Source organism: Streptomyces sp. NBC_01497 (assembly GCF_036250695.1).
Classification (GTDB): domain Bacteria; phylum Actinomycetota; class Actinomycetes; order Streptomycetales; family Streptomycetaceae; genus Streptomyces.
In genome coordinates this window covers 1,307,134-1,330,048 of the sequence record NZ_CP109427.1, presented here as the reverse complement: position 1 = coordinate 1,330,048, position 22,915 = coordinate 1,307,134, and the positions used below count along the sequence as shown (strand labels likewise).

Here is a 22,915-nt window from a genome sequence, read left to right as displayed (position 1 = left end):
CACCGCGGCACGGCGGCCCGGTCAGCCGCTCAGCGGCTTTGTCAGGTCGTACAGCGTCGTGCCGTCCACGGTCACCTTGGTGTAGTCCTTCTCCACCCAGGTGGTGATCGCACTGCTGGAGCCGCCGCCGGGGCCGCCACCCTGGCCGGAGGCCAGGAGGTAGTGGATGCGGCCCGCCGCCACGTACTGCTCGAACCGGGACAGGGTGGGGGAGGGGTCGCTGCCGTTGAAGCCGCCGATGGGCATCACCGGCTGCTCGGTGGCGAGTTGGTAGCCGGCGGCGTTCTGCGAGCCGACGGCCGCCGCGACCCAGGTGAAGCGCGAGGCGTTCTTCTCCAGGGCGGCCTCGACGGCGGAGCTGACCTTCTGCGCCTGCAGCAGGCCGCCTATCGCGCCGCCTCCCGCCTCGCCCCGGCCGAAGCCGGTCCTCCCGCCGGAGTCCGGGAGGGCGGCACCGCTGGGGGGTGTGCCCTGCTGCCCGCCGGTGGGAGCCGTACCGGTCCCGGGAGTGTTCTGGGGCGGGTTCTGCCCACCGCCCGGCCCGGCCCCCGGCGGGAAGCCGCCGCCCGGGGCACCGCCCTGGGCGCCGGTGCCTCCCGGCGCCCCGCCCGGGGAGCCGGAGCCGCCCGGCATCCGTCCGCCTCCACCGCCGCCCGGGCCGCCGCCGGCGGACGCCGGACCCGCCGCGATGATCGAGCCCGTGTGCGGGGTCGCCACCGTCGTCATCGTGTACGCGAACGGGCCTGCCAGTGACGCGGCCACCGCGAGCGCCGCCACCGCCGCGCCGCCGCGCATGCGGCGCGACACCGGGCTCGCCGCACCCGCGACGACGCCGGCCGCGAGGATCACCCAGCGCAGCCAGGGAAGATAGTCCGGGGTGCGGCCGAGCAGCACAAAGGACCACGACGCTGTCGCGAGCACCGTCACGCACAGCGCCCCGGCCGCGAACGGCCGTTCACGCTCACGCCACAGCAGCGAGGCGCCCATGCCCACCAGCGCCGCCAGGTAGGGGGCCAGAGCCACCGTGTAGTACTGATGGAAGATCCCCGCCATGAAGCTGAAGACCGTCATGGTCGCCAGCAGCGCGCCGCCCCACACGAGGAACGCCGCGCGGACCGTGTCGGTGCGCGCCGCGCGCCGCGTCAGCACCAGAGCCGCGACGAGCAGCAGCAGCGCGGCGGGCAGGAGCCAGGACACCTGGGCGCCGAGGGCGTCGCCGAACATCCGGCCGATACCCACCGTGCCGCCGCCGCCGAAGCCCGCGCCGCCGCCCGGCCCCGCGCCGCTCTCCGGGCCGCCCACACTGCCCGTCTCGTCGCCGGTGATCCGGCCGAAGCCGTTGTAGCCGAAGGTGAGTTCAAGGAACGAGTTGTCCTGCGAACCGCCGACGTAGGGCCGCGACGTGGCCGGCCACAGCTGGACGAGCGCCACCCACCAGCCGCCCGCGACGAGCGCCGCGAGCCCGGCCGCCAACAGCCCGCCGATCCGCCGGCGCGGCCGGGCGGGAGCGCACACCGCGTACACCACGGCCAGCGGCGGCACGATCAGGAACGCCTGGAGCGTCTTGGTCAAGAACGCCAGGCCGAGCAGAGCGCCCGCCCCGACGAGCCACCTGGTCCGCGCGTCCTCAAGCGCGCGCAGCACGCAGTACACCGTCGCGGTCATCAGCAGCGCGAGCAGGGCGTCCGGGTTGTTGAACCGGAACATCATCGAGGCCACCGGGGTCAGTGCCAGCGCCGCGCCCGCGAGCAGCCCCGCCAGGGCGTCGAACCTGCGCCGGACCGCCGCGTACAGCACCGCGACCGTGGCCGTCCCCATCAGCGCCTGCGGTACGAGGATCTGCCAGGAGCCGAGCCCGAACAGGCGCACCGACAGGTCCATCGGCCACAGGGCCGCGGGCGGCTTGTCGACCGTGATCGAGTTGCCCGCGTCGGACGAGCCGAACAGGAACGCCTTCCAGCTCGTGGAACCCGCCTGCGCGGCCGCCGAGTAGAACGAGTTGGCGTAGCCCGACGCACTCAGGTTCCACAGCTCCAGGACGGCCGTCAGGAGCAGCAGCGCGAGCAGCGCGGGCCGCACCCAGGGCGCGTCGGCGGCCCGTCCCCGCCACAGCCGGGCGGGAACGGACCCCGGCCCCGCGGGGCGGGCGTGCCCCGTGCGGGCCGCGGCGGCGGTCTGGGAGGTGGTGGTCATCGTGCGGTCCGATCGCCGGAGGTGGGGGAGGAGGCGCGCTGCTCGGGGAAGACCCAGGCACGCAGCAGCAGGAAGCGCAGTACGGTGGCCGCGAGGTTCGCGGCGACCAGCACCGCGAGTTCCGTGGTGTGCGGGGGCGATCCGGTGGCGGCGTCGAGCGCGGCCAGCGAGCCGCTGGTCAGCGCGAGTCCCACGGCGAACACCACCAGGCCCTGGAGCTGGTGGCGCACCGCCCTGCCCCGGCCCCGCACACCGAAGGTCACTCTGCGGTTGGCGGCGGTGTTGGCGACGGCGGAGACGAGCAGCGCGGCCGCGTTGGCAGCCTGCGCGCCGAGATGCGTACGGAAGAGGGAGTAGAGCAGCAGGTAGACCAGGGTGGACAGGGCACCCACCAGGCAGAACCCCGCCAACTGCCGTGCCAGGCGCCCCGGTGCGCCCGCCGCGCCCTGTCGGGGGTCGTCCGCGAGGGGACGGGAGAGCCGGTCGAGCGGCAGCGCGCCCTTCGCGAGGGCCCTGCCCACGCGCCAGACGCCCTTGAGGTCCTCGACGGCGGTCCGGGCGATGTGCACCCGGCTGTCGGGGTCGTCGACCCAGTCGACGGGCACCTCGTGGATGCGCAGCCCTGCACGTTCGGCGAGGACCAGCATCTCGGTGTCGAAGAACCACCCGGTGTCCTCGACCATCGGCAGCAGCCGCGCGGCCACGTCCGCCCGTACCGCCTTGAAGCCGCACTGGGCGTCACTGAACCGGGCGGACAGCGAGGACTTGAGGATCATGTTGTAGGCGCGGGAGACGAACTCCCGCTTCGGGCCGCGCACCACCCGGGAGCTCCGCGCGAGCCGCGATCCGATCGCCAGGTCCGAGTGGCCCGAGATCAGCGGGGCCACCAGCGGCAGCAGGGCGTTGAGACCGGTCGAGAGGTCGACGTCCATGTACGCGAGGACGGGTGCGTCCGAGTGGGACCACACCGCGTGCAGGGCGCGGCCCCGGCCCTTCTCCTCCAGCCGGCAGGAGCGGACCTCGGGGAGCCGGGCGTCGAGTTCGGCCGCCACCTGCGGGGTGCGGTCGGTGGACGCGTTGTCGGCGATGGTGATGCGGAAGCCGTAGGGGAAGGTGCGGGACAGGTGGTCGTGGAGTCTTTCGACGCAGGGCGCCAGGTCCCGTTCCTCGTTGAAGACGGGGATCGTGACGTCGAGCACGGGAGTGCCCGCGGTCGTCGCCGGCAGGTGCTCCCGTGCGGGGAGCGCCTCCCCACAAGTGGTGTCGGTGAGCATGGCCCCACGCTGGTGGGAGGCGCTGTCGTGGCTGTGTGCTCAGCCTGTGGTGGCGCTGTGAGCCGGGGCCGGCCCCTGTGCGACCGCCACCGGGAGCGTCAGTGTGAAGACCGTACGGCCCGGTCGTGAGGCGGCCTCCACGGTGCCGCCGTGGGTGGTGGCCACGGCCCTGACGATGGCGAGTCCCAGCCCGGTGGAACCGGCGGCGCGAGAGCGTGAGGCGTCGCCGCGCGCGAACCGTTCGAAGACGCGCGGCAGCAACCCGGCGGGAATTCCGGGCCCGTTGTCCTCGATCTCGACCACGACCCGTGCCCGTGCCGCGCCTCGGCCACCGGCGGAGGTCCCCGGGCCCCCGACGACGCGAGCGACGACCAGGGTGCCCGGCGGCGTGTGCGTACGGGCGTTGGCGAGCAGGTTCGCCAGGACCTGATGCAGCCGGCCCGCATCGCCCCGTACCGTCGTCGCGGTGTCGGTGTCGGTGTCGGTGCCCGCGCTCGTCGGGCCGGGCTCCGGCGGTGGCAGTTCCAGCGTCCAGCGGTGTTCGGGTCCCGCGGCGCGCGCGTCGCTCACCGCGTCCACGAGCAGGGGTACGAGGTCGACGGGCGCCCGCTCCAGCGGGCGGCCCTGGTCGAGGCGGGCGAGCAGCAGCAGGTCGTCCACGAGGCCCGCCATGCGGGTGGCCTCCGACTCGATCCTGCGCAGCGCGTGCCGCGTGTCCGGGCCCGTCTCCTCCCGCCCGCGCCGGGTGAGTTCGGCGTACCCCCGGATGGACGCGAGGGGTGTGCGCAGTTCGTGGCCCGCGTCCGCGACGAACCTGCGTACGCGGGTCTCGCTTTCCTGACGAGCCGTCAGAGCCGAACCGACGTGGCCCAGCATGCGGTTGAGCGCGGCGCCCACCTGTCCGACCTCCGTCGCCGGGTCGGCCTGTGCGGCCGGCACCCGCTCCAGCAGTGACACCTCCCCGCTGTGCAGGGGGAGTTCGGAGACGCGGGTCGCGGTCGTCGCGACCCGCCGCAGCGGCCGCAGGGCCACCCCGATCAGCGCGTTGCCGGTGAGGCCGGCCGCGACGAGGCCCGCCCCGGTGACACACGCCTCCACCAGCACCAGCGTGGTGAGGCTGTCGTGCAACTCCTCAAGCGGCAGCCCGACGAGGAAGTCGCCGTTCGAGCCGTCCGCGTGGCGCACCCGGTAGTCACCGAGGCCCGGCAGTGTCACCGTGTGCGGCGACCCGTCGCGCGTGACAGTGCCGAGGGCCGCGGTCTGCGCCGACGTCAAGGTGGCGGCGGTGACCTGGCCGAACCGGTCGGAGTCCTGGTGCTCGGTGCTGCGCACCGCACGGCCGAGGGATCCGTCACCGCTCACCTGGGCGCCGACGGTGCCCACCGGCGCACCGCCGCCCGTCACGACCAGCAGCGGGTCCCGGTCGAGCGGCGCGCCCGGTGGGAGCCCGGACGTGGCCTCGGGCACCTGGCCCGCGTGCGGTGGTCCCGAGGCGCGCATCGCGACGTTGAGTACCTGCGCGTCGAGCTGGTCGTACAGGTAGGAGCGGTAGGCGATGGTGGTGACCGTGCCGATCACCGCGGCGACCACCGCGATCAGGGCCATCGCGGAGAGAACGAGGCGCGTACGCAGCGAGCGGGTCCGCCGTGGACGCGGGCGGCGCGCGGTCGGCGCCGTGCCCGGAAGCGGGCCCGACGCGGTACGCGGGGAGCGGCCCGACGCCGCACGGCGGGACGGGCCCGACGCCGTACGGGGGAGCCGGCGGTTCGGCGGCCTCGGCCTCATGGTGCGTCCGCCGCATCCGCGTCCCGGGCAGGACCCGGGCGACGGCCGTCCCGGGCCGCCGCCGGCTCCGCTCCCGCCTCCGCGGCCCGCAGTACGTAACCGGCTCCCCGGCGCGTGTGGATCATCGGGGGGCGGCCCGCGTCGATCTTCCGCCGCAGGTAGGAGATGTAGAGCTCGACCACATTGGCCTTGCCGCCGAAGTCGTACGACCAGACGCGATCCAGGATCTGCGCCTTGCTGAGCACCCGGCGCGGATTGCGCATCAGGTACCGCAGCAGCTCGAACTCGGTCGCCGTCAGCTCGACCGGGTCCCCACCGCGCCGGGCCTCGCGGCTGTCCTCGTCGAGCACCAGGTCCCCGACGACGAGCAGCCGCTCGTTCCTGGTGGCCGCCGCCCCCGACCTGCGGATCAGACCGCGCATCCGCACCACCAGCTCCTCCAGGCTGAAGGGCTTCGTCACATAGTCGTCGCCGCCCGCCGTGAGTCCCGCGATACGGTCCTCGACGGCGTCCCGCGCGGTGAGGAACAGCACCGGTACCTCCGGCAGGTGGTCGCGGATCCGGCCGAGCGCGGTGAGGCCGTCCTGGTCGGGCAGCATCACGTCCAGGACGACCGCGTCGGGCCGGAACTCGCGCGCGGTGCGCACGGCGGAGGCCGTGTCGGCCGCAGTCCGCACGTCCCAGCCCTCGTAGCGCAGTGCCATGGACAGCAGTTCGGTGATCGAGGTCTCGTCGTCCACGACGAGCACCCGCACGGGCGAGCCGTCGGGGCGCACCAGCCGGGGCTGCTCCTGGGATGAGGTGGTCGTCATGGTGCCACGCTGGCGTCGGGCCGTGAGAGATTCCTTGCCCGGTCCTGTGAAGGGCCTGAGAATCCCACGTCAGCAGTCCGCGAGCGCCCCCGGGTGCCCGGGTGGGGCCGGTACGCTCGGGCCGGTACAGGGCGTGGACGCCGGGTGGGACGGGCCGTCCGAGCCGGTGCGGGCGACGCCGGAGCGGTGGGTGACGGGGGCCGAAAGCCCCGAGGGCGGTGTGCGGCAGGTGAGCGGCGGACGGGCGAGGACATGCCCCGGGGTGAGTGGCGCACATGCGGGCTGACGAGGCGCGGGCAGCCGCACTCGACTGGGTGTGCTCGGTGGGGCGCGGTCACGAAGGGTATCTCGGGGCGTACGTGACCGGGTCGACGGTCGCGTTGCGCGAGGACCAGGAGGTCCCGGTCGGGTCCGACGTGGACGTCACACTCGTCACCACCCGCGCGCCCCGCGGGTTCAAGCCGGGCAAGTGCCGCCATCTCGGCGCGCTCCTCGATGTGACCACTGTCGGCCTGGACACGATCGCCCCGGCCGAACGCGCCCTCGCCGACTACCATCTCGCCGCCGGACTGAGCCGTGACACCGTCCTGGACGACCCGACGGGCCGACTGCGGGCTCTCCAGCGGTCGGTGGCGCGGGAGTTCACCGCGCCCGAGCGGGTACGGCAGCGGTGCGAGGCGGTGCGGCGGCGCATCGAGGGAGGCCTTCGCACACCGGACACGGCGGCGCCCTGGCCGGTACAGGTCACGGGGTGGCTGTTCCCGACGTGCGTGACCGCGCACCTGCCGCTCGTCGCCGGGCTCCGGAACCCGACCGTACGGCTGCGTCATCTCAGGGCCCGCGAGCTGTTCGCCGCTACCGGCCTGCAGGCGCGTTATCCGGCGCTGATCGGGCAGTTGGACCCGGCGGGGCTGTCGCCGGAGCGGGTCGGACACCATGTCGAGCGGCTGGCCGTGACGTTCGACGCGACGGCCGCCGTCGCGCGCACGCCGTTCCCGTTCAGTACCGACATCAGCCGGGCCGCCCGCCCGGTCGCCGTGGACGCGAGCCGTGATCTGGTGGGGCGGGGCGACCACCGCGAGGCGCTGTTCTGGGTGGCGGCGACCTTCGCGCGCTGCCACACCCTGCTGCTGGCGGACGATCCCGCGCTGGAGGCGGAACTCGCTCCCGCTTTCTCCGAGTTGCTGGCGGATCTCGGCATCATCGACGGCGCGGACCTCGGGGACCGGGCCCGGGCGACGCTGGCCTGTCTGCCGGAACTGGCGAGGACGGCCGAGGAGGTCATGGCCGCGGTGCGCTGATCCGGGGCGCACGCCCGAGGCACAGCGCCCGAGGCACAGCGCCCGGGCCCGTGTCCGTCGTGCGCCGGCCCGGGACGCGCTGCGCCGCGCCGGTGTCCCGGCTCCTGACGCGGCGGTGCGCGGCACCCGGGTCGGGTACCGCGCACCGTCCGGTCGGCGCCTCAGGGCCCGGGCGGGCAGGCGCGCGGCCCGCCGGGACCCGCTCCGATCAGGGGGCCGAGCCCAGTTCCTCGGCCTCGATGCGGCTCTCCTCGCGGGCCTCCTCGATGTGTTCGAGGACCCGGGCCTGCGGCAGCTTCACCCGCAGCGCGATGAAGTACACGATCGCGGCCAGCACCAGGTTGACCACGAAGCCCCAGCCGAGACCGATGTACCCGCGGCCGCCGTCGTAGTCGCCCATCCAGCTGATGAGGGCGAGACCGACGATCCACGGCAGCACCCAGCTGGCACCGGCCTTCCAGTCCATCTTCGGCGCGCGGCCCTTGTCGAAGATCTCGAAGGCGGCCAGGAAGACGAAGCCGATGAGGATCGTGACGAACAGCTTCCAGTTGGTGTTCCAGCCGGCCCAGTAGACGATCAGGTTCGCGGAGTACAGCGCCAGGAACGGGATGACGTCGCCACCGGGGACCCTGAACGGGCGCGGCTGGTCGGGTATCTGCCGGCGCATGGCGGCCAGCACGACCGGGCCGGAGCCGAACGAGAGCACCGTCGCCGACGTGATGAACCCGACCAGCTCCTGCCAGCTGGGGAACGGCAGGAAGACGATGAGGCCCACGATGAACGTGACGATCAGGCTGACGAGCGGCGCGCCGCGCCGGGTGGCCTTGGCGAGCTTCTCCGGTGCGTTCTTGTTGCGCGCCATCGCGTACGAGATGCGTGCCGTGACCGTCGTGTAGATGAGGCCGGTGTCGGCGGGGGAGATCACCGCGTCCACGTACAGCACGTACGCGAGCCAGCCCAGGCCGATGGCGCTGGAGATGGCCGCCAGCGGGCCGAAGTCGTTGGCGAAGGCGAGGTTGAGCCAGCCGTGCGACGACGTCAGGTCGTGCTTCGGCACGGAGCCGATGAACGCGATCTCCAGCAGCACGTAGATGACACCGGTCAGCAGCACGGAGCCGATCACCGCGAAGGGCACGTTGCGCTTGGGGTTGTCGGTCTCGCCCGCGAGCTCCACGCCCTGGCGGAAGCCGAGGAACGAGAACGTGATGCCGGCCGTGGAGATGGCCGTGAAGATGCCCTTCGCGCCGCCGGGCGCGAAGCCGCCGTACTCCTTGGCGCTGAAGTTGTGGCCGTGGAACGCCGTGACCAGGAAGCCCACGATCACCACGAGGATGACCACGAGCTTCCACCACACCAGGACATTGTTCACTCGCGCGAACCACCGGATACCGAAGTAGTTCAGCGCGACGAAGAACGCCATGGCGACGACGGCGATGACATAGCCGAGACCCGTGAGCGTGTAGGCGCCGTTCGACGGATGAAAATCAGTGAAATGTGCCCATTTGGTGGCGTACTGCAGGGCGCCCTCGACCTCGATCGGCGCCACGGTGGCGGCGGCGATCCAGGTGATCCAGCCCATGGTGTAGCTGGCGAAGGAGCCGAACGACAGGTGCGGAAAACGCACCACACCGCCCGATACAGGAAACATCGTGCCCAACTCCGCGAAGCAGAGCCCGATGAGGATGATCATTACGGCGGCTATCGCCCACGAGAATATGGACGAAGGCCCCGCGAGTTTGGCGGCGTTCAGCGCGCCGAACAGCCAGCCCGACCCGATGATGGATCCGACGCCGGCGAACAGCAGGCTGACGCGTCCCATGTCCCGGCGCAGTCGCGGTTGTTCCGCACGCCCCTCCGGTGCTTTGTCAATCGTGGTCATTCATCTTTTCCTTTGACTCATTGCCCCGCATGCGGCCTTCATCCTTAGCACACCGTGTCGAGCTCAAATCAAGACTCTGACCTGGCCTTTCCTTGATGGGATGGCTCGGTATGGCGTGCGCGGTTTCATGGGCTGTTGCGCCTTTTCGCCCGTGAATCGGTGCGTGATCTGCTGGCTGCTTCCCCCGAACCGGGCCAATAAGCTCTCGATTCGGATACGGTCGCGCTCCCTGCGTGAAGAGGCGTGACGAGGGGTGAAGGGATGGTGTTGTCATTCGCGTGAACGCAGGCGTCGCGGTTTCGCGGGATATCTCTCGCGTCGCGCCGGGGCCTCGCGGCACCGGATGCCACGCCGTCCGTGCGGGGCGCCCGCGGCCGTGCGCTCCGGGGTGCACGGAGCGGTCCGGCCCGTACGGACCGTCGGCGCGCCCGCCGCGAGGCCCGTACGGCGTCGTCCGCCCCGGCGCTCCACGCCGCCCGCGCTGCCGCCCGTCGCCGGCGCCGGACGGTCCCGGCCCGCCCGGAGTATGGACGCGCCGGGGCGCCCCGGTGGCCTGTCGATAGTCTGCTGAACGGCCGGTACGGCTCCTGACCCAGGTCAGGCGCGTGCCGCGCCCGCTCCCTGCCGGCGGCGCGCCCGCGGCCCGGGGGGTGCTTCCGTACGACGAGAGGCGAGGTGGCACAGCGAATGTTCACGACAAGGCCGACCCTGCAAGGTACTTTCGGCATGGTGGCGTCGACCCACTGGCTCGCCTCCCAGAGCGCGATGGCCGTACTGGAGGCGGGCGGCAACGCGTACGACGCCGCCGTCGCCGGCGCCTTCGTCCTGCACGTCGTCGAGCCGCACCTCAACGGGCCGGGCGGCGAGGTGCCGATCATCCTCGCGCCCGCGGGCGGACGCGTCCAGGTACTGTGCGGCCAGGGCGTCGCCCCGGCCGGAGCCACCGCCGGGCACTACCGCTCCCTCGGCCTCGATCTCGTCCCCGGCACGGGCCCGCTGGCCGCCGCGGTGCCCGGCGCATTCGACGCCTGGATGACCCTCCTGCGCGACCACGGCACCCTGCCCCTGGCCGACGTCCTGCGCTTCGCGATCGGATACGCCGAGGACGGCCACGCCCCCGTCGAGCGGATCGGTGCCACCGTCGAGACCGTGAGGGAACTGTTCGAGACGGAGTGGACCTCCTCCGCCGAGCTGTACCTGCCGGGCGGCAAGGCCCCGACCCCCGGCGAGCTGTGGCGCAACCCGGCGCTCGCCGCCACCTGGCGCCGGCTGATCGCCGAGGCCGAGGACGAGGGCGGCGACGAGCGCACCGCCCAGATCGAGGCCGCCCGGCGGATCTGGCGCGAGGGATTCGTCGCCGAGGCCGTCGTCGCGCAGTCCAACCGTCCCACCATGGACACCAGCGGCGAGCGCCACACCGGCACCCTCACCGCCGGCGACCTGGCCGGCTGGTCCGCGGCCTACGAGGAACCCGCCACCTACGAGTGGGACGGCTGGACGCTGTGCAAGGCGGGCCCCTGGAGCCAGGGCCCCGCCTTCCTCCAGCAGCTCGCGCTGCTGCCGTCGAGCGCCGCGGACCTGCCCGCGTACGGCTCGGCCGACTACGTCCACCGGCTGGTCGAGGGCACCAAGCTCGCCATGGCCGACCGCGAGGCCTGGTACGGCGACGCCGACGACGTCCCCCTGGCGACGCTGCTCTCGAAGGCGTACAACACCGAGCGGCGCGCTCTCATAGGCGCGAGTGCCTCCCGCACGCTGCGGCCGGGACGCCCCGACGGACGCACCCCGAGGATCAGCGCGCACGCCACCGCCGTCGCCGCGGGTGAGACGGGGCACCTGCCCCCGCCCCGCGCCGGCGCGGGCGAGCCCACCGTCGCCAAGGACGGCGGCACCCGGGGCGACACCTGCCACATCGACGTCGTGGACCAGTGGGGCAACATGGTCTCCGCGACGCCCAGTGGCGGCTGGCTCCAGTCCAACCCCGTCATCCCCGAACTCGGCTTCCCGCTCGGCACCCGTCTGCAGATGATGTGGATCGAGGAGGGCCTGCCCAACTCCCTGAGGCCCGGGCGCCGTCCGCGCACCACCCTCACTCCCTCGCTCGCCCTGCGCGACGGCGTCCCGGTCCTCGCCTTCGGCACCCCCGGCGGCGACCAGCAGGACCAGTGGCAGCTCCACTTCTTCCTCGCGCTCGTCCTGCGCGCCCGGGTGCGCGGCGGGTACGACCTCCAGGGCGCCATCGACGCCCCCAACTGGCACACCGACAGCTTCCCCGGCTCGTTCTACCCGCGCGCGATGGTGCCGGGCGGCCTCACCGTCGAGGGCCGCACCGACCCGGAGACCGTCGCCGAACTGCGGCGCAGGGGACACGAGGTGATGGTCGGCGACGACTGGTCGGAGGGCAGGCTGTGCGCCGTGGCGCGCGACCCCGGGACCGGGGTGCTCTCCGCCGCCGCGAACCCGCGCGGCATGCAGGGTTATGCCGTGGGCCGCTGACGTGCCGGGCACACCGGGATTCCGGATCCCCGCCGCCGCGGCCGTCGAAGCCGTGCTCAGGGCCGCCGCCGACGCCGAGATCATGCCGCGCTACCGGCAGCTGTCCGCCGAGGACATCACCGAGAAGAACGGCCCTCACGACCTCGTCACCGTCGCCGACAGGCGCGCCGAGGAGTACCTCACGCGGGAACTCACCGCGCTGGTGCCCGGTTCCGTGGTGGTCGGCGAGGAAGCCGTGCACGCCGACCCGAGCGTCTACGAGGCGCTCGGCGGCGACGCGCCCGTGTGGATCGTCGACCCGGTCGACGGCACCAGGGTGTTCGTCTCGGGTGAGCCGGGCTTCTGCACCCTCGTCTCGCTCGCCCGCTACGGGGAGGTGCTCGCCTCCTGGACGTACGCGCCCGCGACCGACCGGATGGCGGTCGCCGTACGCGGCAGGGGTGCGCGCCTGAACGGCACGGTGCTGCGGCCGGGACCGCCCGAGCCGGGGCGCCCGCTGCGGGTGGCCATGTCGCACCCCGCGTTCACCTCGGCCGAGCAGAAGCGCGCCCTGCTCGGGCTCGACCGCTCGGGCGCGGTCACCCGCGGCAGCGGATCCGCGGGGCTGGACTACCTGGCCGTCGCCACCGGTGAGCTGGACGCCGTCGCGTACAACTGGGAGTACGCGTGGGACCACGCGGCCGGCCTGCTCCTGGTGACCGAGGCGGGCGGCGCCCATCTCACCCTCAGCGGCGAGCCGTACCGCATCACCGGCGGCAACGCCCTGCCGTTCACGGCGGCCCGCACCGAGGCGACGGCCCGCCACGTGCGGCGGACGCTGCTGGGTGACTTAGGGTCCGCGACGCGGTGGCCGGTCGTGATGACCGGTCACCGGTGGCGGGCGCACGGCGGGTGTTGCTCACTCGTCCGGTGGTCCGAGGATGCGGTGGCCGGCGCGGGGAGCATCGACGCCGACAGCACCGGGTGCAGTGACAGCGGAATCGCGGCCATGGCGGGCGCGGCGGCAGGCGGCGGCTGTGGCGGGAGGGCGAGCGGACCCGTCGTCAGGCCGCGCACGGCGAGGACGACGCGGCTCCGCATGCGGAACCGGTCCACGCGGGCTTCCCTTCGAGGACCGGAGGCCGGCGCGATACCGCAGGCCCTGAGTGACACATGGTGGGATCACGGGCGCTTCGCGTAGTCGGCAGCCACTCGTACGGCGCAAGGGAACGCGGCGGATCCGGTCCGCCGGGGCACCGGAGGAGCCGGGCGCGCGCCCCTCGCGCCCCTCGCGCCGCCTCGCCGCCCGTGCACGGGACGGCCGCCCGTCCGGCCGCAGCGTCAGGGGCCCGGCGCACGCGCGAGCGCCCGGACCCGTACCGGCCGCCCCGGTTGTCGGTGCCCCGGAATATCCTGGGGACTCAAGACCGTCGGCTGACGAAGGAGTCCGAAGGTGCCGTCGATGCTCGATGCCGTTGTCGTGGGTGCGGGCCCGAACGGGCTGACCGCCGCCGTCGAGCTGGCCAGGCGCGGGATGTCGGTCGAGGTGTTCGAGGCCGAGGACACCATCGGCGGCGGCGCGCGGACCGAGGAACTGACCCTGCCGGGCTTCCGGCACGACCCGTGCTCCGCCGTCCATCCGCTGGGCGCGGGGTCGCCCGCGTTCAACGGGATGCCGCTGGAGCGGTACGGGCTGACCTGGGCCCACCCCGAACTTCCCATGGCGCACCCGTTCGACGACGGCACGGCCGCCGTGCTCGCCCGGTCGGTCGCGGAGACGGCGGCGTCGCTCGGAGCGCGTGACGCGGGGGCGTACCGGCGCCTGGTGGCGCCGTTCCTCGGCCACTGGGACACGCTCGCGGCGGACTTCCTGACCCTGCCGCCCCGCGGGCTGCCCCGCGACACCGCGACGCTCGCGCGCTTCGGACTCGCCGGGCTGCCGCCGTACGGATGGCTGGTCCGGCGTTTTCGCGACGAGAAGGCGCGAGCGCTGTTCGCGGGGCTCGTCGCCCATGTCATCTCGCCGCTCAACGGCCTCGCGACGGGTGGGATCGGACTGATGTTCGCGCTCGCCGCGCACGCGGGCGGCTGGCCCGTCGCGCGCGGCGGCTCGCAGGCGATCTCGGACGCGCTCGCCGGATACCTGCGAGCGTGCGGCGGTACCATCCACACCGGGTTCGAGGTCAAGCGCCTGGACGACCTGCCGCCGGCGCGCGCGTACGTCTTCGACACCTCGCCGACGGCGCTCGCCCGCATCGCGGGGCTCGGCCGCCACTACGACGGCTACCGGTACGGCCCCAGCGTCTTCAAGATCGACTACGCGCTGGACGGCCCCATGCCCTGGACCGCGGAGGCACCCCGGCGCGCCGGTACGGTACAGATCGGCCCGACCTCGGCGGAGATGGGCCGCGCCCTGAAGCAGGTGTACCGTGGCTCGCCCCCCGAGGTTCCCTTCCTGATCACGGCGCAGCCGACGCTGGCCGACCCGTCCCGGGCCCCCGAGGGAAAGCACGTCTTCTGGGTCTATGGCCACGTCCCGCACGCCTGGACCGGCGACCTGACGGACGCGATCGAACGACAGCTGGACCGCTTCGCCCCCGGCTTTCGCGACCTGGTGCTCGCCCGTGCCACGGCGGGCCCGCCGCAGCTCGCGCGGCGCAACGCGAACTATGTGGGAGGTGACATCGCGTGCGGCGCGGCCCAAGGACTCCAGTTGCTGCTGCGCCCCAAGGTGTCGTTCTCGCCGTACACCACCCCCCGGCCCGCGGTCTTCCTCTGCTCCTCCGCGACGCCGCCCGGCCCCGGCGTGCACGGCATGAGCGGACACAACGCCGCGAAGGCGGTGTGGCGCAGTCTGCGCAAGCGGCGCTGACCCCGGCGCGCTGACGGCCGCCGGGCTGATGGCGGTGGTGGTGCCCACGGAAGCGGGGGCCTCGTGCGGGGTGCTCCACGAGGGCGGTGCGGTCCCGCGCCGCCCGGGCAGGCGCGTACGGCGAGCCGGCGTCACGGGCTGACGTGAACCGGAACCGCACGATGAGGAAAAGGAGTGCTGCGGTCATGGCCAAGGCGACACTGACCCGCGTCAGGGGCAACATCGTGGAGGCGGAGGTGGACGCCGTCGTCAACGCGGCGAACTCATCGCTCCTGGGCGGCGGGGGAGTGGACGGCGCCATCCACCGCGCGGGCGGCCCCGAGATTCTCGCCGCCTGCCGGGAGCTGCGTGCAGGCCCCTACGCGGAGGGCTTGCGCACCGGCCGGGCCGTCGCGACCACGGCGGGCCGGCTGCCCGCCCGCTGGGTGATCCACACGGTGGGGCCGGTCCACGGGGCCGACGCCGACGGGGCCTTGCTGCTGGCCTCCTGCTACCGGGACTCGCTGCGCGTGGCCGACGAGCTCGGCGCACGGACGGTGGCGTTCCCGGCGGTCTCGGCCGGCGCTTACGGCTGGCCGCTGCGGGACGCCGCGCGTATCGCCGTCGAAACGGTGGGGGAGACGGAGACGGCCGTCACCGAGGTGCGGTTCGTCCTCTTCGGCGAGAGCGCGTACGAGGCGTTCGCCGAACAGCTCGGCTGACCGTGCGGGACGTTCGCGCGTGGTGCGGTGTACGCGTGCGAGGCGCCGTGGGTTCGGCGGTGCGGTGTACGCGTGCGAGGCGCCGTGGGTTCGGCGGTGCGGTGTACGCGTGCGAGGCGCCGTGGGTTCGGCGGTGCGGTGAACGCGTGCGAGGCGCCGTGGGTTCGGCGGCGCGGTGAACGCGCATGAGACACGTCCGTCCGGACGGTGCGGTGTACGCGTGTGAGGCACGTTCACCGGACGGTTCAGGTCAACTGGCCGCCCCAGCGGCCGGACGGCGCCTTCAGCGGCGCTCGGCGGCGGCCTCCTTCCGCTCCCGCCGGGCGAGCAGGTGACCGATCGGCAGCAGGGCCAGCCAGCACCACAGGGCCGAGCGCGGTGAGACGAAGGCGATGGGCAGCGTCGCCCCGAACACAACGATCGACAAGCCCCGGTCGAGAAGGATGGTGCGGGCCGCCCTGTCCGAGATGGGACGGGACAGCCGGGGCCTTCGCCAGAGCGAGAGGAACACCGCGACCTGGAGCAGGTCCACGAGGACCACCGTCGACGCGTAGATGACGACCGCCAGGGGCCGCGAGGCGTACTGGGACAGCAGTGTGGTGGGGAAAGGGATCAGGGCGATGGCCCCCAGCCCGGCGAGGGCGAGCCGGAGGGTCAGCGCGTCGAACCGCAGGGCGAGGCGCAGGATCTGGCGCTGGTCGCGCCAGAAGCCCGCGAGGATCGTGAAACTCAGTGCGTAGGCGCCGAACTGGGGCAGCACCTTGTGGAGGTACGAGCCGAACTCCGTGGTGTCCAGTCCCGGAGGTACCCGGATGTCCAGGACCAGGAGGGTCATGGCGATGGCGAAGATGCCGTCCGAGAGGGTGATGAGGCGGTCGGGGGTCTGGTCGTCCACTGCGCTGTCGCTCACCGCCTCAGCCTGACCGGTCGGTGGCCGGACCCCGCTCATTACGCCCTTGGCGGCACGCCGCGCGGGCGCCCGGTGTTCGTGCGTACGGGGGGAAGCCGTCCCGCGCGGGGGTGCGTGTCACCGCTCATGCGGCCCGGGGCGCGAACAAGGATCTGGACACTCAACAGCCGCCGTGTCAGGCTGAGTTGAGCGCGGATCAGGTCGTGATTGCAGCCCGACAACGTTGTCTGAACGGACTCCCGCGACCATCCGTCATGCCCTCTCCCCCCACAACGAGGAGCAACGATGAACGCACGACTGAGAGTCGGCGGCCTCGCCGCCGTCCTCGTGGCCGCCGCTTCCCTGGCCTGTGCCTCCCCGGCCATCGCCGTGACGCCGGCGCCCGCCGCCGGCGCGGCCGCCACCCGTGTGAGCGGCCACGACCAGCGGGCCGCCGCCGGCTTCTGGACCGCCGCGCGCCTGCGTGCCGCGAAGGACGTGACGGCGGCGCCCGTCGCCGGCCGGAGCGCCCCGGCCGCCGCGGGAGCCACCGCGGGCGGGACGCGTGTCCTGGTGCCCCCGCAGGCGGCGCCGGCCGTGGTCTCCCGGGCCGCTCACACGACCCCGGCGGCCCCGGCGAGTGTGGCGGCTCCCGCGTCCGCGCCGACCGCCTGGACCGGCGGCGGCCTGATCAGCACCACGGCGGGCAAGGTGTTCTTCCAGAACGCCTCAGGCGGTACGTTCGCCTGCTCGGCGACCGTCGCGAACAGCGACAACAAGTCGATCGTGCTCACGGCGGGGCACTGCGTCGTCGACGCCGCCACCGGGGAGGTCTACCACAACTGGGTGTTCATCCCGGGCTACGCCAACGGGAACCGGCCGTACGGCACGTTCACCGCCTCCGCCCTCTTCCACCGCGACGAGTACGTCTCGACGGGCGGCAACGCCAACTACGACTTCGCCTTCGCCAAGGTGTCCCCGCTGGGCGGCAGGACACTCGTCGACACCGTGGGCGCGCAGGGCATCGTGTTCAACCCCGCGACCGGGCAGGACGTGCACTCGTTCGGATACGGCGGCTCGGCCGCGGAGGGCGGCGGTGAACGCCTCAACCACTGCGAGGGGACGGAGGCACCCGACACGGGCCGTGCCGGATCCACCATGTGGGGCATCGACTGCGTACAGACCGGGGGGTCGAGCGGCGGCGGGTTCCTCTCCGGCTTCGACACCTCGACGGGCGGCGGCTACCTGGTCGGCAACATCAGTGTCAGCGCGGGCAGCAACGAGTACCACCCCTACCTCGGCAACGAGGCGTTGAGCCTCTACCAGCAGGCCGGTTCCTGACCGGTCCCCAACGGGCCTCCCACCAAGGGGGGTTCGCGGCCTCGCCGCGGTCCCGGACCCGGCCCTGACCCCGGCTCCGCGCGCGGGCGGCCCGCACGGGCCGCGCGGCGCCGGTGACTTGGCTCAGGGCCCCGTGATCTCGACCCGCAGCTCACGGGGCCCCCTGATGACGTATCCCGGGTTCCACTCCGGTTCCGCCACGAGCCGCAGGCCGGGCGCGCGGCGCAGCAACGCGCCGAACGATTGCGTCAGTTCGAGGCGGGCGAGCGGTGCGCCCAGGCAGTAGTGGATGCCCGCGCCGAAGGCCAGGTGCGGGTTGTCCGCGCGGGCCAGGTCGAGCGTGTCCGGGTTCTCGAAGCGTGCCGGATCGCGGTGTGCCGAGCCGAACAGCAGGGCGACCTCACTGCCGCGTGGGACGACCGTTCCCCCCACCTCGATGTCGTCGAGCACCCAGCGCTCGAACATCTGCAGGGGAGTGTCGAACCGGAGCAGTTCCTCCACGGCGGAGCCGAGCAGCCGTTCGGGTTCGGCCCGCAGTGCGGCCAGTTGTGCGGGATGGCGCAAGAGGGTCAGCCAGCCGTTGCCGGTGGTGTTGACGGTCGCCTCGTGGCCCGCGTTGAGCAGCAGCACGCAGGTGGAGACCATCTCCTGCTCCGTGAGCCGGTCACCCTCGTCGTGCGCGGCGATCAGCGCGCTGATCAGGTCGTCGCCGGGTGCGCGACGGCGCCGGGCGATCAGGTCCCGCAGGTACGCGGAGAACTCCTGCGACGCCCGTACCGCGCGTCGGGCGCTCTCCTCGTCCGGGTTGAGCTCGAACATCCCGACGATCGCCGACGACCAGGGGCGCAGCAGTTCCCGGTCGGCCTGAGGTATCCCCAGCATCTCGGCGATCACAGCCACCGGCAGCGGCTCGGCGACGGACGCGACGAGGTCACCGCCGCCCGCGGCGACGAAGTCCCCGACGAGTTCCTCCGCGAGCCGGGTCACGGTCGGCGCCAGCCGCTGGACCGTGCGCGGGGTGAAGGCCGCGGAGACGAGCCTGCGGACCCGGGTGTGGTCGGGTGCCTCCAGGTCGAGCAGGCCCCGGCCGTTGAGGGTGTGAAACGGCTCGTGCTCGGGCGCCGGCTCCGGGCGCCCGAACTCCTCGTGGGAGAAGCGGTGCAGATAACTCCGGCCGAGCCGGCGGTCGCGCAGCAGCGCGCTGACGTCCTCGTAGTGCGGTACGAGCCACTGGTCGCTCGGCTCGAAGTACGACACGTGCCCGCGCGAGCGCAGTTCGGCGTAGGCGGGGTACGGGTCGGCCACGAAGGCGGCGTCCCAGGGGTCGAAGGAGCCGGGGACGGCGGGAGAGGGGGGACGCTGCATGGACGCGAGCGTAGTCGGCCGCCTGAGGACGGACGCGACGCGTACCGCCGGGACGCGGCGCCGGGATGCGCGTGGCGCCGGCCCGGCCCACGCCGCCGGGCCCGGGCCCGGTCGGCTCAGGCGCGTCGCTGCGCGGGCAGGCTCGTCCTCGGGACGGCGAGCGCGGTGACCAGGACGCCGTCGCCGGTCGTCCAGCGGCCACGGGTCGCGGTCAGCCACCGGGTGTCCGGGCCGTCCGCCGCCGCCAGGGTCAGCGCGAAGCCGAACGTGCCCGCCGTCCCGCCCCGCGGGACAGGCGTCACATCCGCCTCCGCGAACTCCAGCTCGTAGCGCGTCCTCGGATACCAGGCCTTGAAAATGGTCTCCTTCACGCTGAACACCAGCCGGTCCCACGCCACGCCGGGGTGGGCGTCGAGCAGAGCGGCGATCCTGGTCCGCTCGGCGGGCCCCGTCACGGCCTCCAGCACGCCCTCGGGCAGCGGCTCGTTCGGCTCGGCGTCGATGCCGACGGCGTGCACGTCCGCCTCCCGTGCGAGCGCCACCGCCCGGTAGCCGTCGCAGTGCGTCATGCTGCCGACGAGGCCCTCGGGCCAGCGCGGCGCACCACGCCGGTCCGGCAGCAGCGGGGCCGGCGGGACGCCCAGTTCGGCCATCGCGGTCCTGGCGAGTCCCCGTACCGTCGTGAACTCGCGCCGCCGCTTGTGGACCGCACGTGCGACCACGGCCCGTTCCTCGGGGAACAGGACGTCGCCCGAGGCGTCGGTGAACGTGTCGTACGCCCTCACGGTCGCCGGAAGCAGCTCTGCGATCACCGGGCCTCCCCAGCCAGTGCGGGAAGGATCTCGCGCAGTCCCGGGCGCGGTCCGGTTCGTCCGCGCCACTCGCGCGGGTAGCCCACCGAGACCTCGACGAACGGGACACCGTCGTACGTCGTCCTGCGCGGGATGTGCAGATGGCCGTAGACCGACACGAGGGCGCGGTGGGTGACGTGCCAGTCGGCGGTCCGGGTGGTCCCGCACCACTGCGCGAACTCCGGGTAGTACATGACGTCCGTCGGCTCGCGCACCAGCGGCCAGTGGCTGACCAGCACCGTCGGCAGAGCCGGGTCGCACGCGGCGAGACGCTTCTCGCTCTCCGCCACCCGCGCCGCGCACCACGCGTCGCGGGTCGCGTACGGGTCGGGGTGGAGCATGTACTCGTCCGTGCACACCACGCCCGCCTCGTGCGCCACCCGCAGCGACTCCTCCTTGGTGGAGGTGCCGGGCGCGTGGAACGAGTAGTCGTAGAGCAGGAACAGCGGCACGATCGTCACCGGGCCGCCCTCGCCCTCCCACACCGGGTACGGGTCCTCGGGTGTGACGACGCCGAGCCCCCGGCACATCGACACCAGGTGGTCGTAGCGGAACCGTCCGCGCAGTGTGAGGGGGTCGGAGGGGTGCGTCCACAGCTCGTGGTTCCCCGGCACCCACACGACCTTGGCGAACCGCTCGGACAGCAGTCCCAGCGCCCACTCGATGTCGGTGCTGATCTCCCCGACGTCCCCCGCCACGAGCAGCCAGTCACCGTCCGTGCCGGGCCGCAGGGACTCGATGATGTCCCGGTTGTCGGAGTGCGCGGCGTGCAGGTCGCTGATCGCGAGCAGTCGCGCGCCGCCCCGCGGGGACGTCATGCGCCATCCCTGGCCGACGCGTCGCGCGGCGGGGCCGCCACCGCCTCGGCGGCCAGGGGGGCCGGGGCGGGAGTCCGGCCGAGGTGCCGGCCAATCCGCTGCGGAAGGACAAGAGTTGTGCGCAGACTCGTCACGCCAGGATGTTACCCCCGGGCCCGTCGAGGTCGATGTCGTTTTTCTGCGAGCCTCGGAGGGTCTTCTTCGCGGATGCTGGGAGCATGCACACCGACAGGGAACGCTGTATCGGGGCCGTCCGGTCCAAGGACGCGCGGTTCGACGGCTGGTTCTTCACCGCCGTCCTGACCACCGGGATCTATTGCCGGCCGAGCTGCCCCGTCGTCCCGCCGAAGACCGAGAACATGGTCTTCCACCCGAGCGCGGCGGCCTGCCAGCAGGCCGGGTTCCGGGCGTGCAAGCGGTGCAGGCCGGACGCCAGCCCCGGCTCGCCCGCGTGGAACGCGCGGGCGGACAGCGTCGCCCGTGCCATGCGGCTGATCCAGGACGGCGTCGTGGACCGGGAGGGCGTGCCGGGGCTGGCGTCCCGGCTCGGGTACTCGGCGCGGCAGATCGAACGCCAGCTCCACGCCGAACTGGGCGCGGGACCGCTCGCACTGGCACGTGCCCAGCGGGCGCAGACCGCGCGGCTGCTGATCGAGACGACGGCGCTGCCGATGGCGGAGATCGCGTTCGCCTCGGGATTCGCCTCCGTACGTTCGTTCAACGACACGGTGCAGGAGGTCTTCGCACTCTCGCCGAGCGACCTGCGCGAGCGTGCCACGCGGGCGGGCTCGCGCGGCAGGCACGGTGCGGCGCCCCCGGCGCCCGGCGTGATAGCGCTGCGGCTGCCGTTCCGCGCGCCGCTCCACCCGGACAACCTGTTCGGGCACCTCGCGGCCACCGGCGTGCCCGGCGTGGAGGAGTGGCGGGACGGGGCCTACCGGCGCACCCTCACCCTGCCCCACGGGCACGGCATCGTGTCCCTCGCGCCCCGCCCCGGCCATGTGGCGTGCCGGCTCTCGCTCACCGACCCGCGGGATCTGACCGTGGCCATCAGCGGCTGCCGCAGGCTGCTCGACCTGGACGCGGACCCGGTCGCCGTGGACGAGCGGCTCGCCGCGGACCCGGCACTCGCCCCGCTGGTGAGCAAGGCACCGGGGCGGCGCGTCCCGCGCGCGGTCGACGCGGCGGAGTTCGCCGTGCGCGCGGTGCTCGGCCAGCAGGTGTCCACGGCGGCGGCCCGTACCCACGCGGCGCGGCTCGTCAGCGCTCACGGGGTCCCGGTGGACGATCCGGACGGTGGCCTCACCCACCTGTTCCCGACGCCACAGGCGCTGGCGGGGCTCGACCCCGACGCCTTGGCCTTCCCGCGGGCCCGCCGCGCCACGCTCGCCGGGCTGGTGCGCGCCCTGGCCTCCGGTGACCTGCGGCTCGGCGCGGACAGCGACTGGGACGAGGCCAGAGCCCGGCTGTCCGCGCTGCCGGGATTCGGGCCCTGGACCGTCGAGTCGGTCGCGATGCGGGCGCTGGGCGATCCCGACGCGTTCCTCCCGACCGACCTCGGTGTGCGCAAGGCGGCGGCGCGCCTGGGCCTGCCGACGACCCCGGCGGCCCTGACGGCGCGAGCGGCGGCCTGGCGCCCGTGGCGCGCGTACGCGACGCAGTACCTCTGGGCCACCGACGATCATCCGATCAACCGGCTCCCGGTGTGACGTGAAGAGGCGCGAGGCTCCCGGTGCGACCGGAGCGAGACACCGGGCCCCGGGTGCGGCACGAGGGCCCGAAGGGGCCAGGGACACCGGCAAGCCCGTACAACAGCGGTTCACTCGTACCACAGCAGTTCAGGAGAGTTGAGGACATGGAACGCCGGCACACCCTGATGGACAGCCCGCTCGGGCCGCTGACCCTGGTGGCGACGGACGGCGCCCTGAGCGGCGTCTACATGAGCGACCACCGCCACATGCCGCCCGAGGAGACGTTCGGCAGCCGCTCCGAGGGGCCGTTCACCGAGGTCGTCGGGCAGCTGGAGGCCTACTTCCGGGGCGAGTTGAGAGACTTCGACCTGCGCCTGCACCTGGCCGGCACGGAGTTCCAGCGCCGTGTGTGGGACGAACTCACCCGCATCCCCTACGGCGAGACCCGTTCGTACGGCCAACTCGCCGGGGTGCTCGGCCGGCCGGGCGCTTCGCGGGCGGTGGGCCTGGCGAACGGCAGGAACCCCGTCAGCATCATCGTGCCCTGCCACCGCGTGGTGGGTTCCACGGGCAGCCTGACGGGCTACGGCGGCGGGCTCGCGAACAAGCGGCGCCTGCTGACCCTGGAGGCGGGCCACGCGGTGGCGCCGGACGACGCCCTGTTCTGA

General features: G+C 73.5%; 16 protein-coding genes and 1 pseudogene. 8 read left to right on the top strand and 9 right to left on the bottom strand.

Annotated features, from left to right (window positions below):
- Nucleotides 1–21 precede the first annotated feature (21 nt).
- The 4 genes from OG310_RS05755 to OG310_RS05740 all read right to left on the bottom strand — a co-directional run bounded on the left by OG310_RS05755 (nt 22) and on the right by OG310_RS05740 (nt 6,064).
- Complete coding sequence (locus OG310_RS05755) at nt 22–2,193, bottom strand: glycosyltransferase family 39 protein (RefSeq protein WP_329454788.1); 2,172 nt, start codon at nt 2,191–2,193, stop codon at nt 22–24.
- Nucleotides 2,190–3,467 carry a glycosyltransferase gene (locus OG310_RS05750; protein WP_329454787.1) on the bottom strand — a complete coding sequence of 426 codons (1,278 nt, stop codon included), beginning with the start codon at nt 3,465–3,467 and terminating at the stop codon, nt 2,190–2,192. Before OG310_RS05750 ends, OG310_RS05755 begins: the two co-directional genes overlap by 4 nt.
- 39 nt (nt 3,468–3,506) lie before the next feature.
- Nucleotides 3,507–5,072, bottom strand: a complete 1,566-nt coding sequence (locus OG310_RS05745) for a HAMP domain-containing sensor histidine kinase (RefSeq protein ID WP_329454786.1) — start codon at nt 5,070–5,072, stop codon at nt 3,507–3,509.
- A 176-nt stretch (nt 5,073–5,248) separates the two neighbouring features.
- Nucleotides 5,249–6,064 carry a response regulator transcription factor gene (locus OG310_RS05740; RefSeq protein WP_329454785.1) on the bottom strand — a complete coding sequence of 272 codons (816 nt, stop codon included), beginning with the start codon at nt 6,062–6,064 and terminating at the stop codon, nt 5,249–5,251.
- A 275-nt stretch (nt 6,065–6,339) separates the two neighbouring features.
- Between OG310_RS05740 and OG310_RS05735 the strand changes: the two genes are divergently transcribed.
- Nucleotides 6,340–7,365: a hypothetical protein gene (locus tag OG310_RS05735; protein WP_329454784.1), complete on the top strand. Its 1,026-nt coding sequence runs from the start codon at nt 6,340–6,342 to the stop codon at nt 7,363–7,365.
- 208 nt (nt 7,366–7,573) lie between these two features.
- On the opposite strand, the gene OG310_RS05730 is transcribed toward OG310_RS05735, so the two are convergent.
- A complete protein-coding gene (locus OG310_RS05730; protein ID WP_329454783.1) occupies nt 7,574–9,244 on the bottom strand; it encodes an APC family permease in 1,671 nt (556 codons plus the stop codon).
- Between the two features lie 687 nt (nt 9,245–9,931).
- Here OG310_RS05730 and OG310_RS05725 point away from each other — a divergent pair.
- The 4 genes and pseudogenes from OG310_RS05725 to OG310_RS05710 all read left to right on the top strand — a co-directional run bounded on the left by OG310_RS05725 (nt 9,932) and on the right by OG310_RS05710 (nt 15,292).
- Nucleotides 9,932–11,740, top strand: a complete 1,809-nt coding sequence (locus OG310_RS05725; protein ID WP_329454782.1) for a gamma-glutamyltransferase family protein — start codon at nt 9,932–9,934, stop codon at nt 11,738–11,740.
- Nucleotides 11,724–12,560 (top strand): annotated as a pseudogene (locus OG310_RS05720) (inositol monophosphatase family protein); the annotation flags it as partial. The gene OG310_RS05725 and the pseudogene OG310_RS05720, both read left to right, overlap by 17 nt.
- A 612-nt stretch (nt 12,561–13,172) precedes the next feature.
- The gene (locus OG310_RS05715) at nt 13,173–14,591 is read left to right on the top strand and encodes a phytoene desaturase family protein (protein ID WP_329454781.1); all 1,419 of its coding nucleotides are present in this window, start codon (nt 13,173–13,175) and stop codon (nt 14,589–14,591) included.
- 185 nt (nt 14,592–14,776) lie between these two features.
- Nucleotides 14,777–15,292: an O-acetyl-ADP-ribose deacetylase gene (locus OG310_RS05710; RefSeq protein ID WP_329454780.1), complete on the top strand. Its 516-nt coding sequence runs from the start codon at nt 14,777–14,779 to the stop codon at nt 15,290–15,292.
- Between the two features lie 283 nt (nt 15,293–15,575).
- Here the strand turns inward: OG310_RS05710 and OG310_RS05705 are convergent, their stop codons facing one another.
- On the bottom strand, nt 15,576–16,202 hold the full coding sequence (locus tag OG310_RS05705; protein ID WP_329454779.1) for a TMEM175 family protein: 627 nt from the start codon (nt 16,200–16,202) through the stop codon (nt 15,576–15,578).
- A 285-nt stretch (nt 16,203–16,487) separates the two neighbouring features.
- Between OG310_RS05705 and OG310_RS05700 the strand changes: the two genes are divergently transcribed.
- Complete coding sequence (locus tag OG310_RS05700; RefSeq protein WP_329454778.1) at nt 16,488–17,522, top strand: trypsin-like serine peptidase; 1,035 nt, start codon at nt 16,488–16,490, stop codon at nt 17,520–17,522.
- 123 nt (nt 17,523–17,645) lie between these two features.
- Here OG310_RS05700 and OG310_RS05695 read toward each other — a convergent pair whose 3' ends face one another.
- The 3 genes from OG310_RS05695 to OG310_RS05685 all read right to left on the bottom strand — a co-directional run bounded on the left by OG310_RS05695 (nt 17,646) and on the right by OG310_RS05685 (nt 20,556).
- Nucleotides 17,646–18,887 (bottom strand): cytochrome P450, encoded by a 1,242-nt coding sequence (locus OG310_RS05695; protein WP_329454777.1) that lies wholly within the window; start codon nt 18,885–18,887, stop codon nt 17,646–17,648.
- A gap of 116 nt (nt 18,888–19,003) precedes the next feature.
- Nucleotides 19,004–19,699, bottom strand: coding sequence for a 4'-phosphopantetheinyl transferase family protein (locus OG310_RS05690; protein ID WP_329454776.1), 696 nt, complete (start codon nt 19,697–19,699; stop codon nt 19,004–19,006).
- Nucleotides 19,696–20,556, bottom strand: a complete 861-nt coding sequence (locus tag OG310_RS05685) for a metallophosphoesterase family protein (RefSeq protein WP_329454775.1) — start codon at nt 20,554–20,556, stop codon at nt 19,696–19,698. The genes OG310_RS05690 and OG310_RS05685 overlap by 4 nt, the downstream gene beginning before the upstream one ends.
- A 218-nt stretch (nt 20,557–20,774) precedes the next feature.
- Between OG310_RS05685 and OG310_RS05680 the strand changes: the two genes are divergently transcribed.
- Nucleotides 20,775–22,265, top strand: a complete 1,491-nt coding sequence (locus OG310_RS05680; RefSeq protein ID WP_329454774.1) for an AlkA N-terminal domain-containing protein — start codon at nt 20,775–20,777, stop codon at nt 22,263–22,265.
- Nucleotides 22,266–22,411: 146 nt separating this feature from the next.
- The gene (locus OG310_RS05675) at nt 22,412–22,915 is read left to right on the top strand and encodes a methylated-DNA--[protein]-cysteine S-methyltransferase (RefSeq protein WP_329454773.1); all 504 of its coding nucleotides are present in this window, start codon (nt 22,412–22,414) and stop codon (nt 22,913–22,915) included.

Coding starts and splice junctions, on each gene's coding strand:
- OG310_RS05730 (WP_329454783.1), bottom strand. CDS start 9,244: ATGACCACGATTGACAAAGCACCGGAGGGGCGTGCGGAACAACCGCGA.
- OG310_RS05725 (WP_329454782.1), top strand. CDS start 9,932: ATGTTCACGACAAGGCCGACCCTGCAAGGTACTTTCGGCATGGTGGCG.
- OG310_RS05755 (WP_329454788.1), bottom strand. CDS start 2,193: ATGACCACCACCTCCCAGACCGCCGCCGCGGCCCGCACGGGGCACGCC.
- OG310_RS05685 (WP_329454775.1), bottom strand. CDS start 20,556: ATGACGTCCCCGCGGGGCGGCGCGCGACTGCTCGCGATCAGCGACCTG.
- OG310_RS05680 (WP_329454774.1), top strand. CDS start 20,775: ATGCACACCGACAGGGAACGCTGTATCGGGGCCGTCCGGTCCAAGGAC.
- OG310_RS05750 (WP_329454787.1), bottom strand. CDS start 3,467: ATGCTCACCGACACCACTTGTGGGGAGGCGCTCCCCGCACGGGAGCAC.
- OG310_RS05675 (WP_329454773.1), top strand. CDS start 22,412: ATGGAACGCCGGCACACCCTGATGGACAGCCCGCTCGGGCCGCTGACC.
- OG310_RS05695 (WP_329454777.1), bottom strand. CDS start 18,887: ATGCAGCGTCCCCCCTCTCCCGCCGTCCCCGGCTCCTTCGACCCCTGG.
- OG310_RS05740 (WP_329454785.1), bottom strand. CDS start 6,064: ATGACGACCACCTCATCCCAGGAGCAGCCCCGGCTGGTGCGCCCCGAC.
- OG310_RS05745 (WP_329454786.1), bottom strand. CDS start 5,072: ATGGCCCTGATCGCGGTGGTCGCCGCGGTGATCGGCACGGTCACCACC.
- OG310_RS05710 (WP_329454780.1), top strand. CDS start 14,777: ATGGCCAAGGCGACACTGACCCGCGTCAGGGGCAACATCGTGGAGGCG.
- OG310_RS05735 (WP_329454784.1), top strand. CDS start 6,340: ATGCGGGCTGACGAGGCGCGGGCAGCCGCACTCGACTGGGTGTGCTCG.
- OG310_RS05700 (WP_329454778.1), top strand. CDS start 16,488: ATGAACGCACGACTGAGAGTCGGCGGCCTCGCCGCCGTCCTCGTGGCC.